The organism is Alloyangia pacifica (genome assembly GCF_003111685.1).
In the GTDB taxonomy this organism is placed as follows: domain Bacteria; phylum Pseudomonadota; class Alphaproteobacteria; order Rhodobacterales; family Rhodobacteraceae; genus Salipiger; species Salipiger pacificus_A.
The window spans coordinates 2335739-2350885 of the sequence record NZ_CP022189.1 but is presented as its reverse complement, the minus strand read 5'-3'; the positions used below and the strand labels follow the sequence as shown (position 1 = coordinate 2350885).

The window sequence follows — 15147 nt, the reverse complement described above, 5'->3', positions numbered from 1 at the left end:
CCTCAGCGTTCCAAAAGGGCGAGCAGCTGCGCCTCGGACCGGCGCAGCCCCGGGCGATCTGGCGCGCGATCCAGAGCCTTCGGCAGGCCGGTCTCGGCAAGGGCGATCACCTCCGGATGGATGTAGGAGTTGCGCGCCACGGTCGGCGTATTGGCCAGCCGCTCGGCCGCCGCCTCGGCCATCGCCTTGATGCTGACCCGCTCCGCGCTCCGCGCCGCCTCCAGCGCCGCGACGCTGCCGTTCCAGGTACGGAAGGTCTTGGCGGTGAGCGCCGGGTTGCCGGTGCGCTCGGCCAGCCAGCGGTTGATCTCGTCGGAGCGCAATCCGTGCGGCTGGCCATCCTCGTCGAGCCAGGCGATCAGCTCCTTGCCGGGCAGGTCGCCGAGCGCGGTGAGGGCGCGCTGCAGAGTGCGGTCCTTCAGTTGCTTGTGGACGCGCTTGCCGCCCTTGCCGGGGAAGCGCAGGTGCAGCGTGGCGCCGTCGAGCCGCAGGTGCGTGCCGCGCAGCGTGGTCGCCCCGTAGCTGCCGTTCTCCATCGCGTAATCGGCATTGCCGACGCGCAGCCCGGCGCGATCCAGAAGTGCCAGAGTGGCGGCCAGAGCGAACTCCCTGTCGCCGGGATCGCGGGCGCGGAGCTGGCCGAGTATGCTGCGTCTGAGGCCAGGCAGGGCAGCACCGAACTCGGCGAGATGCCCATATTTTCGCTCCGACCGAAATGCCGTCCAGTCAGGGTGATAGCGGTATTGCTTGCGGTCCCGCGCGTCGCGGCCGGTGGCCTGCAGGTGGCCGTTGGCGCGCGGGCAGATCCACACCTGTTCGTAGGCCGGGGGCACCGCCAGCGCCCTGATCCGGGCGCGTTCCTCGGCGGCGTCGATCCGTGTGCCGTCGGGGGCGATATAGCTGAAGCCGCGCCCGCAGCGCCGGCGCAGGATGCCGGGCTGGCTGTCGGGGTAGTAGATGAGATCGAGGCGCGGGGTCATGCCTGCGAACGCCGCGCGCGGTACGCCGGTTCCGCAGGCTGATCGCGACGTCTTGAACCCGTCACCTCTTCCTGCCACGCTGGCTTGAAAAATAGCGGAAGGAGCCGCAGATGCAGGACATGCAGGCGAAATTGCAGATCGTTTCCCCCGAGGCCCCGGAGCCGGAGCTCTTTGACGAAGCCGAGGCGGCGGTCGAGCGGCTCTGCATGCTTTACGCTCAGGCCTCGGAGTTCCTGAAAGAGCACTTTCTGTCCTCCATGGCCGAGGGGCATCCGGGCGTCCGCTACCGCGCCTTCTATCCCGAGGTGCGGATCACCACGACCAGCTTCGCCAAGGTCGACAGCCGCCTCAGCTTCGGCCACGTCTCGGCGCCGGGCACCCATGCCACCTCGATCACCCGGCCGGACCTGTTCCGGCAGTACCTGAAGCAGCAGATCGGGCTTTTGATCGAAAACCACGGCGTGAAGGTGCAGGTGGGCCTGTCGGACACCCCGATGCCGGTTCATTTCGCGGTCGCCAATTTCCCCGAGCTGACGGTGCCACAGGAAGGGGCGGGTCAGTTCATCCTGCGCGACGTCTTCGACGTGCCGGACCTGAGCACCACCAACGACGACATCGTCAACGGCGTGGCACGCCCGGCGCCCGACGGCACCGAGCCGCTGGCCCCCTTCACCGCGCAGCGGGTGGATTACTCGCTGGCCCGGCTGGCGCATTACACCGCCACCGACCCCGCGCATTTCCAGAACCACGTGCTGTTCACCAACTACCAGTTCTACGTCAGCGAGTTCGAGGCCTATGCCCGCAAGCAGCTCGCCGACCCCGAGAGCGGTTACATCTCCTTCGTCTCGACCGGGAACGTCGAGATTACCGATGCCGAGACCGAGATCCCGCTCACCGCGAAGATGCCGCAGATGCCGACCTACCACCTCAAGCGCAAGGACGGCTCGGGGATCACCCTGGTCAACATCGGTGTCGGCCCGTCGAACGCCAAGACCGCCACCGACCACATCGCCGTGCTGCGCCCGCACGCATGGCTGATGGTCGGCCACTGCGCCGGGCTGCGCAATTCGCAGAGCCTTGGAGATTTCGTGCTGGCCCACGCCTATCTGCGCGAGGACAAGGTGCTCGACGACGACCTGCCGGTCTGGGTGCCGATCCCGGCGCTGGCCGAGATTCAGGTGGCGCTGGAAGATGCGGTCGAGGAGGAGACGCAGCTCTCGGGCTATGATCTTAAGCGGGTGATGCGCACCGGCACAGTCGCCTCGGTGGACAACCGCAACTGGGAGTTGCGCGACCAGCGCGGCCCTGTGCAGCGGCTGAGCCAGTGCCGCGCCGTGGCGCTCGACATGGAAAGTGCGACCATCGCTGCCAACGGCTTCCGCTTCCGGGTGCCCTATGGCACCTTGCTTTGCGTCAGCGACAAACCGCTGCACGGCGAGCTGAAACTGCCCGGAATGGCGTCCGATTTCTACAAGACACAGGTGGCGCGCCACCTGATGATCGGGATAAGAGCCATGGAGCATCTCCGTTCGATGCCGCTCGAACGGATTCACAGCCGTAAATTGCGTAGCTTCGACGAAACAGCCTTCCTGTGATCTGGCGGTTTGCAGCTCGAAACGCGTAGATTTCTCTTGCAAACAGCCACTATTCGTTGTGTTTCGACTCTACATAGAGTTAAGTGACCTCAATGGGGCCCAAGTACTCGGGCAGTTCAAGGAGACCATGAAATGGCGAAGCCGATGACCAAAACCCAACTCGTGGCTGCACTGGCAGAAGAGATGGGCGCAGACAAGAAGACCGCGTCGACCGCTCTGGAAGCGATCACCGACATCATCACCAAGGAAGTTGCAGGCGGCGGCGCCGTGACCCTCCCGGGCGTTGGCAAGATCTACTGCCGTGAGCGTCCCGAGCGCATGGTGCGCAACCCCGCCACCGGCGAGCAGTTCAAGAAAGAGGCCGACAAGGTGGTCAAGATGACCATCGCGAAGGCGCTGAAGGACAGCGTCAACGGCTGATCTTTCCTGCTCGACTGAGCATCAGGGCCGCGGTTTCGCGGCCCTTTTTTATTGATTTTCAGTTATTTAAAGGTCCTGAAGGCGCACGATCTGCTGCCCTTCCGCATCGAAGTTCGACGGATCGAGCCAAGCTTCGAAGCGCGCGCGCAGGGTCGGCCATTCGCTGTCGATGACTGAGAACCACGCTGTGTCGCGGTTGCGGCCCTTGGTCACCACAGCCTGCCGGAACGTGCCCTCGTAGCTGAAGCCGAGCCGCTCGGCCGCGCGGCGCGAGGGGCCGTTGAGCGCGTCGCATTTCCATTCGTAGCGGCGGTAGCCGAGCTCGTCGAAGGCGCGCTTCATCATCAGGTACATGGCTTCGGTCGCCGCCGGGCTGCGCTGCAACAGGGGGCTGAAGTGGATGTGCCCGACCTCGATCACGCCATTGGCCTGGTCGATCCGCAGATAGGAGGCGATTCCCACCGGCGTGCCGTCCAGCCTGCAGATCGTTTGGAAGAGGGGGTCCGTGCTCTTTGCGCAGCTTTCGATCCAGGCCTGCGCTTCGGCCAGATCGCGCAGCGGCGCGCCGGGCAGGTAGGTCCAGTTCGCGCCGCCGTCGTCCCGGGCGAAGGCCTCATAGAGCGCCGGGGCGTGCTCCGAGCGCGTCTGCTCGAGCCTCACGAAGCGTCCCGTCATCGGCGCGTTCGGCGGGAAGGGGCGGGGAAACGATCCTTCGACGGGCAGCCCGATGGGCTGCCCGTGGTCGTTCGTGCGATGATCCGTCATCTCAGCCGAAGACCGTCCCGAGAGCGCCATCCACAGCCTCGACAATCTGGTCGATGTCGTCCTTGGTGGCGATCAGCGCCGGGGCGAAGCACAGCGTGTTGTTGTAGCCGGGGATCGAGCGGTTGGTCATGCCGATGATGACACCGCGCTTGTTCACCTCGGCGACGACGGCGGCCACGCGCTTTTCGTCCATCGGCTCGCGGGTGGTGCGGTCGGTCACCAGCTCGGCACCGAGGAACAGACCCTTGCCGCGCGCCTCTCCGACGACGGCGTGCTTGTCCTTCAGCGTCTCGAGCTGGCCGAGCATGTACTCGCCCATCGCCGTGGTGTTCTCGAGCAGGCCCTCGTCTTCGATGATGCGCATGTTCTCGAGCGCCGCGGCGGGGCCGGCGGTGCAGCCGCCGAAGGTCGAGATGTCGCGGAAGTAGTTCATCGGGTCCGAGGCGTCGTCCTTGAACAGGTCAAAGACGCGCTCGTTGGTGACGCAGCAGGCAATCGCGGCGTATCCCGAGGCAACGCCCTTGGCCATGGTCACGAAGTCGGGCTCGACGCCATAGTGCTGATAGCCGAACCAGGTGCCGGTGCGCCCCACGCCGCAGACCACCTCGTCGATGTGCAGCAGCACGTCGTACTTGCGGCAGATTTCCTGCACGCGCTGCCAGTAGCCCGCCGGCGGCACGATCACGCCGCCGCCCGCGGTCACCGGCTCGAGGCAGAGCGCGCCGACGGTGTCGGGGCCTTCGCGCAGGATCACCTCTTCGATGGCATCGGCGGCGCGCTGGCCATATGCCTCGCCCGACAGGTCGCCCCAGCCCTGATCCCCGGCGCGGTACTCGAGGCAATGCGGCACCGCCACGAAGCCCGGCGCGAAGGGGCCGTATTGCGCGTTGCGCTCTTCCTGCCCGCCTGCGGAGAGCGCGGCGATGGTGGTGCCGTGGTAATCGCGCTCGCGGTAGAGGATCTTGTGCTTCTTGCCGCCGTAGCGCTTGTGCGCGATCTGGCGGACCATCTTGAAGGCCTTCTCGTTCGCCTCGGAGCCCGAGTTGCAGTAGTAGACGCGGCTCATGCCCGGCATCTTGTCGATCAGCTCTTCGGCAAACAGCGCGCCGGGGATCGAGCCCGCGGCGCCGGCATAGTAGTTCAGCTTCATCAGCTGCTCGGAGATCGCATCGACGATGGTCTTGCGGCCGTAGCCCACGTTCACCGTCCAGACCGCGCCCGACACCGCGTCGAGCTGCTCGCGCCCGGTCTGGTCCCAGACGCGCATGCCCTTGCCCTCGACGATGATCTTGGGATCGCTGGTCTCGAACTGCTTGTGCTGCACGAGGTGGTGCCAGACGTGGGCCTTGTCGGCTTCGACGACGTGGCTGAGGTCGTTCTGGGTGAGGGTGCCGTCCATGGAAGCTCTCCTGAATTCCGGGCGCCGCAGCGGGCGCGAAAGCGTGACTCCGCGATGCGGGATGTTAGCACATGTGCCAGAAGAGGCGGGAAGTCGTAGCGCCAGATTTGCGGTTGATATAGAGCCAGATTTCCGGATCCCGCGCGCCGCACGGGAAACAGGCCAAGGATAACGGGATTTTCTCGCGGCGCAGTGCCCGCGAATTGTGCAGCTTACCCCACTGCCCCCCGTGTACCTGCTGCATCCGCAGGCATCGCCCATTGCTGGAACGTGTCTTTTCCGCTCCGATCGACGGCGAGCCGGGCGCCTGACGTGACGGCCAAGCAAAAGCTCCGCAGACCATGACGGGGCAGCAGAACGGGAGAGACAAGATGACGATCAAGAAACGCCTGATGGGCGCGGCGGCTGCCGTGGCGCTGCTGGCCGGTGCCGCAAGCGCCGAAAGCATCACCGTGGGCTATTTCCTCGAATGGCCGATGCCCTTCGAATATGCCAAGGCCGAAGGCATGTACGAAGAGGCCATGGGCGTCGACATCAACTGGGTGAGCTTCGACACCGGCACCGCCATGTCGGCAGCGATGGCCTCTGGCGATGTGCAGCTCTCGGTCAGCCAGGGCGTGCCGCCCTTCGTGGTCGCCGCCTCGGCGGGGCAGGACCTGCAGGCACTCGACGTGGCGGTGAGCTACGCCGACAACGACAACTGCGTGGTCCGCTCGGAGTTGGAAATCGACAAGGACAGCGCCGGGGAACTCGAAGGCAAGAAGGTCGCCGTGCCGCTCGGCACCGCCGCCCACTACGGCTTCCTGAAACAGATGGGCCACTTCGGGGTGCCGCTCGAGAGCCTTGAGATCGTCGACATGGCGCCGCCGGACGGCGCGGCTGCCATCGCGCAGGGCGCGGTCGACATGGCCTGCGGCTGGGGCGGCTCGCTGCGCCGCATGAAAGAGCATGGCAACGTGCTGCTCACCGGCGCCGAGAAGGAAGAGCTGGGCATCCTCGTCTTCGACGTGACCTCCGGCCCCGCGGGCTGGGTGGCAGAGAATTCGGATCTTGTCGCCGCCTTCCTGAAGGTAACCGCCGAGGCCAATGCCATGTGGGCGGATGAGGCCAATCAGTCCAAGATGCTGCCGGTCATCGCCAAGGACGCGGGCATGGACGAGGCAGCCACCGCCGAGACCATGGCCACCTTCGTTTTCCCGACAGCAGAAGACCAGCTCTCGGCCAAGTGGCTGGGCGGCGGCGCGGCCGACTTCATGAAGGGCGTTGCCGACGTCTTCGTCGAGGCGGGCTCGATCGACGCGGCGCTCGACAGCTACGCCGACCATGTGAACACCGGGCCGCTCGCGTCGGCAGGCTCGATGTAAGGCCTTCGGGCCACTTGTCCCGGCGTCGGGGGGCTGCCGCCGGGACCTTCGCATCAGAACGACATGTTGGGGGCGGAACCCCCCGAACCGCGGCGACGGGCCGCGAAAGGCACATCATGAGCGGATTAACCATCCAGAACCTGTCGATGCGCTTCGACCTGCCCAACGGCAGCTCGGTGCAGGCGCTGAAGGACGTCTCTCTGGACCTCGCGCAGGGCGAGCTCTTGTCGGTACTGGGTCCGTCGGGCTGCGGCAAGACCACGCTGCTCAACATCGTCGCGGGCTTTCTCGCGCCGACCGAGGGCAAGATCATCTTGGGCGGTCGCGAGGTGCGCGGCCCCGCTGCCGAACGCGGCATGGTGTTCCAGCAGGGCGCGCTTTTCGAGTGGATGAACGTGCGCGACAATGTCAGTTTCGGCCCGCGCATGGCCGGGAAGCGTGAGAAGGACTACGGCGCGAGCGTTGATCACCTGCTCGAGGTGGTGGGCCTGCGCGACTTCAAAGAAAAGGCGGTCTACGAGCTCTCGGGCGGGATGCAGCAGCGCGTGGCCCTGGCCCGCTGCCTTGCCAATGATCCCGACGTGATCCTCATGGACGAGCCGCTGGGGGCGCTCGACGCGCTCACGCGCGAGAAGATGCAGAGCCTCGTGCTGAAGCTCTGGAAGGAAACAGGCAAGACCATCGTCCTCATCACCCACTCGGTCGAGGAGGCGCTGCTTTTGGGCGAGCGGCTGCTGGTCATGGCGCCGCGCCCGGGCCGCATCCACCGCGAGTACCGTCTGCCCTTTGCCGATCTCGGCGCCGGGCAGGACTTGCGCGCGGTGAAGAAGCATCCCGATTTCGCGACAACGCGCGAGGAGATCCTCGGGATGATCTGGGACATGGAGGAAGAGATCATGGGCCGCAGCGAAACCGCGGGGGCCGCGTCATGATCGTCTTTGGACTCTATATCGCCATCTTCGTGGCAAGCTGGCTGCTGGTGAAGCTGCTGGTGCACCGCGCGCTGAACGATTTCACCGCCCGCAAGACCGTCACCTTCGGCGACGAAAGCGCGGTGCGCCCGAGCCGTATCGCCAGCGTGGTGTCGATCCTGACCATCTTCCTGCTCTGGGGGGCCTTCACCGGCTCGACCTGGGTGCCGAAGTTCCTGCACGCGCCCGGGCCCTTCGTTGGGGATGCCAGCTTCACCTATACCGCCGAGGCGGAGGGCGTCGCGCCCGACGAGGCGACGGTGATTGTGCGGGTCTTCCCGGTGGGCGAGGAGACCGAAGACCCCGAGGTCGACCCCGGGGATGGCTGGGCGAAGAACGACAGCGCCAGCGTCGGGGCCTGGCGCTCGGGATTGGTGCGGGTCGATCAGAACGACGCGCATGGGCGCGACGAGGGGCACAGGGTCCTCGCCGTCAACGGTCAGCCGATCGAGCCGGGGGGCGAGGTCATCACCGACCATGGCCGCGTCGGCATGTCGCCCAAGGGCACGCTCACCTTCGAGCCCGCCAAGGGCTGGCAGATGGAGCCGATCTGGCTGCCCGCGCCCGAGGCTGTGCTTGCCCGGCTTGCCGAGATCTCGCGCGACGGCTACCGCGGCAGCACGCTCTGGGAGCACCTTGGCTGGTCGCTCTTCCGGGTCATCGCGGGGTTCTTCTTCGGCGCGCTGATCGGCATTCCGCTTGGCTACGCCATGGGCCTGTCGGACTGGTTCCGCGGCTGGTTCGATCCCATCGTCGAGTTCATGCGCCCTGTGCCGCCGCTGGCGCTCATTCCGCTGGTGATCCTCTGGGCGGGCATCGGCGAGACCGGCAAGATCATCCTGCTGTTTCTCGCCGCGCTTTGGATCATGGCCATCGCGGCGCGTTCCGGAGTCTCGGGGGTCAAGATCTCCAAGGTGCACGCGGCCTATTCGCTGGGCGCCTCGAAGGTGCAGATCCTGCGCCACGTGATCATCCCCAACTCGCTGCCCGACATCTTCACCGGCGCGCGGGTTGCCATGGGTGTCTGCTGGGGCACCGTGGTGGCCGCCGAGCTTGTCGCCGCCGAGAAGGGCGCGGGGATGATGATCATGGTCGCTTCGAAATTCCAGCTCACCGACATCGTGATCATGGGGATCATCTTGATCGGCGTAATCGGCTTCGGCATCGACATGCTGATGCGGCTGGCCGAGCGCAAGCTGGTGCCCTGGAAGGGCCGGGGCTGAGCGCGGGCCGGACGGGGGCGCCAAGGGGCTGCTTGCCCCCTTGCTCCCCCCCCTAGATACTTCTGCCTGTAAAAAAGGCCGGGCGCGGCGGCTCAGCTCAGCAGAGCGGTGAGCTGCGCGTCGAGCCAGAGCCGCAGGCCGTCTACTGTTGCGACATAGGGATCCAGCAGCGGGGCGAGGGCGGGCACCGCGGCGGTGAGCGCCGGTGCCAGCGCGTAAAACAACACCGCCAGCGCCGCCAAGATCAGCACCACGCCGAAGCCGCGGGCAAAGCCGCTGCTCTGCAGTTCGTCTTCCTCGGCGGCCCGCGCGCGGCCCTGCGGCGTCTCCATGCGGCGTGGCTCGGGGACGACGCGCAGCGTCTGGTTGATTTCCTCGATGTCCGGCAGCAGGTCGCGGCGCGAAGGCGCAACGGAAGGGTGCTCGGGTTCAGAGGTCACGAACTCGGCGCGCTCGGGCGCCTCGGGGGCCGGCTCGGCTGCGCCGACGGGCTCGGGTGTGGGCTTTCCGGAGGGCGGGGCATCGCCACGGCTGCGGGTCATGTGGGCGCGGGCGACGCGCGCGCGGTGCGCGGCGCTTTCCTCGGCGGGCTCCGCGAGGCCGAGGTCAGGCTGGCTCTCGAGCGGTTCGGGATCGGTGCGGCGGCGGGCCTCGCGTTCGGCCTCCTGGCGCAGCACCTCGGCGACCGAGGGATCGAGCCCGCGGGCGCGAACCGGGCGGCGCGGTACCGGCGTGCCGAGTGGCTCGGAGTCGGGCGTCTCGTCGGGCTCGGGATCGGGGAAGGGCGCGTCCTCGTCCTCGGCGGGCGCCGCAAAGGCACCCTCATCCATCTCTTCCCAGAGCTCGTCGTCCTGCGGGGCCTCGGCGGGCGCCTCTTCGGGGAGGGGCGCATCCAGCGGGTGCAGTTGGAACCAGGTGTGGCCGCAGCTCGAGCATTGCACGTCGCGCCCGCCCGCGGGGATCGCGTCGACCGGCACCTCGTATTGCGCGCCGCAATTGGGGCAAATCAGCCGCATATTGTCCTTAGCTTTCCATCTGTTCTGGCCACCATCCCTTTGCTGACAATAGGTTGCCGGGGTGCGGCGGGAAAGCCCATTTTCGGGCCGGGGGGCGGATTGCAACTGCGCCGCGGCTCGGGCACAACAGGGCGACGTATTTACCGGGGGCGCGCAGGCGTGATCGAACTGGATAATGTGGCCTACAGCTACGGTGGCGGAGAGCTGCTGAGCGGGCTCACGCTGCGGCTTGCGCCTGGGTCATTCCACTTCCTGACCGGGCCTTCGGGCGCCGGCAAGACGACGCTGCTGAAGCTCTGCTACGGCGCGCTCGTGCCCACCGCCGGCCACGCACGGCTGTTCGGCGAGGACGTGCGGCGCATGGACCGTGACGCCATCGCGCTGAGCCGCCGGCGCATCGGCGTGGTGCACCAGGACTGCCAGTTTCTCGACCATCTGTCGGTCGCCGAGAATGTCGCCCTGCCGCTCACCGTGGCGGGCGAAGGCGGCAGCGATCTCGAGCAGAACCTCATCGAGCTGATGACCTGGGTCGGGCTGAAGAGCCGCGCCGATGCCCTGCCGCCGGAGCTTTCGGGCGGCGAGCGGCAGCGCGCGGCGCTGGCCCGCGCGGTGATCATGTCGCCCGAGGTGATCCTGGCCGACGAGCCCACGGGCAACGTCGACTGGGAGATGTCGCAGCGGCTTCTGCGGCTGCTGGTCGAGCTCAACCGCATGGGCAAGACGATCCTCATCGCCACCCACGACCTCGGGCTCATCCGCTCGGCCAAGACCCAGGTGCAGGCGCGGGTGCTGCGCATCTCGAACCGCAGGCTGCAAGCGGCGGGGGTCGACCTGTGAGGCTGATCCGCGACTCCTTCGGGGCCTTCACCGGCTCGGACACCGGCGCCGATCGGGTGGTGCCGCCCACGGGTTTCACCGCCTCGCTCACTCTGTTTGCCGCCGGGGCCATGGCCTTCCTCGCGGTCTTCGCGCTGGCGCTGTCGCTGGCCGCCGGGCGGCTTGCCACAAGCTGGGGCGAGGAACTGGCGCGTGCCTCGACCCTGCGCATCTCGGCCCCCGCCGGGCAGCAGGCGCAGCAGACCGAAGCGGCGCTGCGGCTGCTGCAGCAGACGCCGGGCGTTGCCTCGGCCCGGGCGCTGTCCGAAGAGGAACAGCAAGCGCTGCTCGAGCCCTGGTTCGGTCCGGACCTTCCGCTGGCGGATCTGCCGGTGCCGCAGCTGATCGAGATCATCGAGGAGGGCGGAGGCTTTGACGGCGCGGGGCTGCGGCTGCGGCTGCAGGCCGAGGTGCCGGGCGCGGTGCTCGACGATCACACGAGATGGCGGCGTCCGCTGGTGGCGGCTGCGGGCAAGCTGCGGCTGCTGGGGGCGGTGTCGATCCTGCTCATCGCCGGTGCGGTGGCGGCGATGGTCACGCTGGCGGCCAATGCCGCGCTGGCGGCCAATGCGCAGGTCATCGCGGTGTTGCGGCTGGTGGGGGCGACCGACGGCTTCATCGCCCGCGCTTTCGTGCGGCGATTCACCCTGCGTGCCCTCGGCGGCGCGACCCTGGGCGCCCTCGCCGGCGCCGGCGCGCTGCTGCTGCTGCCCTCGGCGGGCGAGACGGCGGGTTTTCTCACCGGCCTGTCCTTCGTCGGCTGGCACTGGGTCTTCGCGCTACTGGTGCCGTTGCTGACCGCGGCGGTGGCCTTCGTGGCGACGGCGATGGCGGCGCGGCGGGTGCTTGGAGATTTGAGATAATGCTATACGCCCTGCAATGGATCCGCTCGCTGCTCTTCGTTGGACAGGTCTACTTGGCAATGGCGGCGGTTGGCCTGCTGTTCTTCCCGCTGGCGCTGTTCTCCGACCGGGGTGCGCGCGCAGCCTGCCGGGCGTGGTGCCTCTGGGTGCGCTGGACGGCCTCCTGGATGGTGGGGCTCAAAAGCGAGATCCGCGGCGAAGTCCCCTCGGGCGAGCTGCTGATCGCCGCCAAGCACCAGAGCTTCTTCGACATCATCCTGCTGTTCGGCGCGGTGCCTGCGGGCAAGTTCGTGATGAAGCGCGAGCTGCTCTTCACCCCGGTGCTCGGTCAATATGCCACCCGCATCGGCTGCATCCCGGTGAACCGCGGCAAGCGCGGTGCGGCGATCTCGAAGCTGGTGGCCGACGTCAAGAAGAGCGCCGAGGAGCATCCCGGCCAGCTGATTATCTACCCGCAGGGCACCCGCGTGCCGCCAGGCGTAAAGCTGCCCTACAAGGTCGGCACGGCGATCCTCTACAGCCAGAGCGGTGAGCCCTGCGTGCCGGTGGCGACCAACGTCGGCGTGTTCTGGCCCAAGCGTGGCATCTACCGCAAGCCAGGCACGGCTGTGATCGAATTCCTGCCGGTGATCGAGCCCGGCATGCCAAGCAAGGTCTTCCTTGCGAAGATCGAGGCGGATGTGGAGGCGGCCTCGAACCGCCTGATGGCGGAGGCCGGGTTCCATGCGGAAGATTGAGAACATCGACGCGCTCGAGGCGCTCTACGGCACGGCGGCTGGCGCGTCGATCGAAAAGGTGGTGCGGCGCATGACGCCGCTCTATCGCAGGTGGATCGCGGCCTCGAAACTCTGCGTGCTAAGCACCGTGGGGCCCGCGGGCACCGATGCCTCGCCGCGCGGCGACGACGGCCCGGTGGTGCTGGAGCTCGATCCGGGCACACTGGCCATGCCCGACTGGCGCGGCAACAACCGGCTCGACTCGCTGCGCAACGTGGTCGAGGACGGGCGGGTCTCGCTGATGTTCTTCGTGCCCGGCAGCAACAACGTGGTGCGGGTGAACGGGAACGGTTGGCTGACCGATGACGAGGCCCTCCGCGGGCGTTTTGGCAAGGACGGCAAGCTGCCCGCGACCGTGCTGATCGTCGAGATCGCCGAGATCTACACCCAATGCGCCCGCGCGCTGCTGCGCGCCGGCACCTGGGTCTCGGGCGACGAGAGCGCGGGGCTGCCGACCATCGGTCAGTTCCTGGCCGAAGCCACGCAGGGCGCGACCGACGGAGAGGCCTACGACCGCGAATGGCCGGAGCGCGCCGCAAAGAGCCTGTGGTGAGCGACTGACGGCTTCCACCAAATCTGGTCTCACCCGGCGCCCAGCTGACGGGGCTCGGATCCTTCTCCGGTAACGTACGCGCTGGCCTCTGGACGTTCAGCGGCCGAGCGCGTCCTTGCCGGCGAGTATGAGCGGTCGCAGCTTCTCGAGACGGGCCAGCCGGGTGTCGACCTTTTTCGCGCCGCCGATCTGCAGGGCGTGGCTTTTCTGCCGCCCCGGGGTGAGCGCATGGAAGGCCTCGGCCAGCTCGGGATCGGCATCGAGCGCGGCGGCGAGCTCCTCGGGCAGCTCCAGCGCGACCTCCTCCTTCGGCGGGCGGAGCCCCTGCGCGGCATAGGCCCGCGCCTCGGCCAGATAGGCTTCGAGCACCGGGCGCATCTCGCCGACCTGCACCGCCGACGCGAAGCGGATCACGTTGGGATGGCGGGTGTTGGGGCCTTGCCGCTCGAGCACGCGCTCGGGATCTTTCATCAGGGCCGGGTTGAAGAAACTGAGCGTGAAATCATCCCGGAAGGCACCGATCAGCGCGACGTTGCGCTCTGCTTCCACATAGACGGGATGTCCCCATTTCGCGGTTTCCCCAAGACCCGAAGCGAGGCAGATGGTACGCAGCTCGGCCAGGCCCTCGGCCCAGATGCGGGTGGCGCAGTCGGCGGTGGCAAAGCGCGCGCAGCGGCCGCAGCCTTGGGTAAAATAGGCAGTGCTGTCGGTGATCATCGCGGCCTCCTTCCCGGGGATGCCGCGGAGCCTAGCAGGCGGTGCGAGCTCGGGGGAGGGGGAAACGGAAAAGGCCCCCAAGCGTTGCTCGGGGGCCTTTCCTGCTGTTGCAGATCCGATCAGGCGTGGATCGCGCCGTCGCCGCAGGCCAGGGCCGCCTCACGCACCGCTTCCGAGAAGGTCGGGTGCGCGTGGCAGGTCAGCGCGACATCCTCGGCCGAAGCGCCGAATTCCATCGCCACGCAGATCTCGTGGATCAGGTCGCCAGCCGCCGGGCCGATGATGTGGCAGCCGAGCACGCGGTCGGTGTCCTTGTCGACGATCAGCTTGACGAAGCCGTCACCGGCAAAGACGGCCTTGGCACGACCGTTGCCCATGAAGGAGAACTTGCCGACCTTGTAGGCGCGGCCCTCTTCCTTGAGTTGCTGCTCGGTCTTGCCGACCGAGGCGACTTCGGGATGGGTGTAGATCACGCCCGGGATCACGTCGTAGTTCACATGGCCCGCCTTGCCGGCGATGACCTCGGCGCAGGCCATGCCTTCGTCCTCGGCCTTGTGGGCCAGCATCGGGCCCTCGATGGCGTCGCCGATGGCGTAGATGCCCTTGACCGCGGTCTGCCAGTGGCCGTCGGTTTCGATCTGGCCGCGCTTGGTCAGCTTCACGCCGAGCGCCTCGAGGCCGAGCCCGTCGGTGTAGGGCGCGCGGCCGGTGGCGCAGAGCACCACGTCGGCTTCGGTGCTGTGCTCGCTGTCGTCCTTGCGCAGCTTGTAGCTCACGGTGGCCTTGCCGTCCTTGGTCTCGACCTTGGAGACGGCCGCGCCCATGGTGAACTTCAGGCCCTGCTTGCTGAGCAGCTTCTGGAAGGTCTTCTGCACCTCGGCGTCCATGCCGGGGGTGATGGCGTCGAGGAATTCGATCACCTCGACCTCGGTGCCGAGGCGGGCATAGACCGATCCCATCTCGAGGCCGATCACGCCGGCGCCGATGACCACCATCTTCTTGGGGATCTTGCCGAGCTCGAGCGCGCCGGTGGAGGTGACGACGATCTTTTCGTCGACCTCGACCTCGGCGCCGGGCACGGAAGCGGGCACGGAGCCGGTGGCGATGATGATGTTCTTCGCCTCATGGACCTCGTCACCGACCTTGACCTTGCCGGCCTCGGGGATCGAGCCCCAGCCCTTGAGCCAGTCGATCTTGTTCTTCTTGAACAGGAATTCGATGCCCTTGGTGTTCTGGCCGATCACGTCGTCCTTGTAGGCGAGCATCTGCTTCCAGTCGACCTTTGGCGCGGCGCCCTTGAGGCCCATCTTGGCGAAGTTGTGCTCTGCCTCGTGCAGCTGGTGCGAAGCGTGCAGCAGCGCCTTGGAGGGAATGCAGCCCACGTTCAGGCAGGTGCCGCCGAGGGTCTCGCGGCCCTCGACGCAGGCGGTCTTGAGGCCGAGCTGGGCGCAGCGGATGGCGGCCACGTAGCCGCCCGGGCCGGCGCCGATCACGATGACGTCGTATTGTGCCATTGGGGTCTCCTATCGGGTATTTCTGAAGGCACGGGGCATGCACACGGCATGCACAAACCATGCAGATGAGGATGCGGGGCGGGCGCTGGCGCGGAGGGGGCTCTGCCCCCGTCCA

The 15147-nt window shown here is 67.4% G+C and carries 15 protein-coding genes; 9 read left to right on the top strand and 6 right to left on the bottom strand.

All coding sequences use genetic code 11. The annotated features are described in order from the left end of the window. Positions 1-2: 2 nt before the first annotated feature. Positions 3-980, bottom strand: coding sequence for a DNA topoisomerase IB (locus CEW88_RS11315; protein ID WP_108966861.1), 978 nt, complete (start codon positions 978-980; stop codon positions 3-5). 110 nt (positions 981-1090) lie between these two features. Here CEW88_RS11315 and CEW88_RS11310 point away from each other — a divergent pair, with 110 nt between their 5' ends. Further along, on the top strand, positions 1091-2575 hold the full coding sequence (locus CEW88_RS11310) for an AMP nucleosidase (RefSeq protein WP_108966859.1): 1485 nt from the start codon (positions 1091-1093) through the stop codon (positions 2573-2575). A 132-nt stretch (positions 2576-2707) separates the two neighbouring features. Then, entirely contained in the window at positions 2708-2995 is a 288-nt protein-coding gene (locus CEW88_RS11305) for an HU family DNA-binding protein (RefSeq protein ID WP_095881830.1), read from the top strand. Positions 2996-3061: 66 nt separating this feature from the next. On the opposite strand, the gene CEW88_RS11300 is transcribed toward CEW88_RS11305, so the two are convergent. After that, entirely contained in the window at positions 3062-3760 is a 699-nt protein-coding gene (locus CEW88_RS11300; protein WP_108967775.1) for a GNAT family N-acetyltransferase, read from the bottom strand. A gap of 1 nt (position 3761) precedes the next feature. Beyond that, entirely contained in the window at positions 3762-5159 is a 1398-nt protein-coding gene (locus tag CEW88_RS11295; RefSeq protein ID WP_108966858.1) for an aminotransferase family protein, read from the bottom strand. 371 nt (positions 5160-5530) lie between these two features. Between CEW88_RS11295 and CEW88_RS11285 the strand changes: the two genes are divergently transcribed. The 3 genes from CEW88_RS11285 to CEW88_RS11275 all read left to right on the top strand — a co-directional run bounded on the left by CEW88_RS11285 (position 5531) and on the right by CEW88_RS11275 (position 8717). Beyond that, positions 5531-6523, top strand: coding sequence for a taurine ABC transporter substrate-binding protein (locus CEW88_RS11285; protein WP_108966854.1), 993 nt, complete (start codon positions 5531-5533; stop codon positions 6521-6523). Positions 6524-6639: 116 nt separating this feature from the next. Further along, entirely contained in the window at positions 6640-7455 is an 816-nt protein-coding gene (locus CEW88_RS11280) for an ATP-binding cassette domain-containing protein (RefSeq protein WP_108966852.1), read from the top strand. Next, positions 7452-8717, top strand: coding sequence for an ABC transporter permease (locus CEW88_RS11275; protein WP_108966851.1), 1266 nt, complete (start codon positions 7452-7454; stop codon positions 8715-8717). Before CEW88_RS11280 ends, CEW88_RS11275 begins: the two co-directional genes overlap by 4 nt. A gap of 92 nt (positions 8718-8809) precedes the next feature. Here the strand turns inward: CEW88_RS11275 and CEW88_RS11270 are convergent, their stop codons facing one another. Further along, complete coding sequence (locus tag CEW88_RS11270) at positions 8810-9733, bottom strand: zinc-ribbon domain-containing protein (RefSeq protein WP_108966848.1); 924 nt, start codon at positions 9731-9733, stop codon at positions 8810-8812. 159 nt (positions 9734-9892) lie between these two features. On the opposite strand from CEW88_RS11270, the gene CEW88_RS11265 reads away from it, so the two are divergent. From CEW88_RS11265 to CEW88_RS11250, 4 genes are read left to right on the top strand one after another with little or no spacing between them, the layout of a single operon-like run. Further along, on the top strand, positions 9893-10570 hold the full coding sequence (locus CEW88_RS11265) for a cell division ATP-binding protein FtsE (protein ID WP_108966846.1): 678 nt from the start codon (positions 9893-9895) through the stop codon (positions 10568-10570). Further along, on the top strand, positions 10567-11472 hold the full coding sequence (locus tag CEW88_RS11260; RefSeq protein WP_254694392.1) for a cell division protein FtsX: 906 nt from the start codon (positions 10567-10569) through the stop codon (positions 11470-11472). Before CEW88_RS11265 ends, CEW88_RS11260 begins: the two co-directional genes overlap by 4 nt. Next, complete coding sequence (locus tag CEW88_RS11255) at positions 11472-12209, top strand: lysophospholipid acyltransferase family protein (RefSeq protein WP_108966844.1); 738 nt, start codon at positions 11472-11474, stop codon at positions 12207-12209. The genes CEW88_RS11260 and CEW88_RS11255 overlap by 1 nt, the downstream gene beginning before the upstream one ends. Continuing rightward, the gene (locus tag CEW88_RS11250; RefSeq protein ID WP_108966842.1) at positions 12196-12801 is read left to right on the top strand and encodes a pyridoxamine 5'-phosphate oxidase family protein; all 606 of its coding nucleotides are present in this window, start codon (positions 12196-12198) and stop codon (positions 12799-12801) included. The genes CEW88_RS11255 and CEW88_RS11250 overlap by 14 nt, the downstream gene beginning before the upstream one ends. A 96-nt stretch (positions 12802-12897) precedes the next feature. On the opposite strand, the gene CEW88_RS11245 is transcribed toward CEW88_RS11250, so the two are convergent. Both CEW88_RS11245 and lpdA read right to left on the bottom strand, forming a co-directional pair. Then, on the bottom strand, positions 12898-13518 hold the full coding sequence (locus CEW88_RS11245; RefSeq protein WP_108966840.1) for a YdeI/OmpD-associated family protein: 621 nt from the start codon (positions 13516-13518) through the stop codon (positions 12898-12900). Between the two features lie 119 nt (positions 13519-13637). Next, entirely contained in the window at positions 13638-15032 is a 1395-nt protein-coding gene (gene lpdA / locus CEW88_RS11240) for a dihydrolipoyl dehydrogenase (RefSeq protein ID WP_108966837.1), read from the bottom strand. Between the last annotated feature and the right edge of the window lie 115 nt (positions 15033-15147).